This is a genomic window from Bacteroides sp. 1_1_14, from assembly GCF_000162515.1.
Lineage (GTDB): Bacteria > Bacteroidota > Bacteroidia > Bacteroidales > Bacteroidaceae > Bacteroides > Bacteroides thetaiotaomicron.
In genome coordinates, this window is the sequence record NZ_GG774752.1 from 1 (window position 1) to 744 (window position 744).

Annotated in this window: 1 protein-coding gene; it reads left to right on the forward strand. The window is 44.5% G+C overall.

Features of this window, described 5'->3' with window-relative positions:
* Positions 1-744, forward strand: a 744-nt coding sequence (gene gmd / locus HMPREF9007_RS00040; RefSeq protein WP_008763929.1) for a GDP-mannose 4,6-dehydratase, incomplete at both ends; no start/stop codon positions are given.

Sequence of the window (744 nt, forward strand, 5' to 3'; positions counted from 1 at the left end):
AGGATATGAAGTCCATGGTATCCTTCGTCGTTCTTCTTCTTTCAACACCGCACGCATCGAACACCTTTACTTGGATGAGTGGGTACGTGACATGAAAAAGGATCGTCTGGTCAATCTTCATTATGGGGATATGACAGATTCCAGTTCTTTGATCCGTATTATCCAGCAGGTACAACCGGATGAAATTTATAACCTGGCTGCACAAAGTCATGTGAAAGTATCTTTTGACGTACCTGAATATACAGCCGAAGCGGATGCCATCGGTACACTTCGTATGCTGGAGGCTGTCCGTATTCTTGGAATGGAAAAGAAGACAAGGATATATCAGGCTTCGACTTCCGAACTATTCGGTTTGGTACAGGAAGTTCCACAGAAGGAAACTACTCCATTCTATCCCCGTTCCCCGTATGGAGTGGCCAAACAATACGGTTTCTGGATTACCAAGAACTATCGTGAGAGCTACGGTATGTATGCTGTAAACGGAATCCTGTTTAATCATGAAAGTGAGCGGAGAGGAGAGACTTTTGTGACCCGTAAGATTACGTTAGCCGCTGCCCGTATTGCACAAGGGCTTCAGGACAAACTTTATTTGGGAAACCTGAACTCACTTCGTGACTGGGGATACGCCAAGGACTATGTTGAGTGTATGTGGCTGATTCTTCAGCATGATACTCCTGAAGATTTTGTAATTGCCACAGGCGAATACCATACTGTACGTGAATTTACGATACTGGCTTTCAAGAA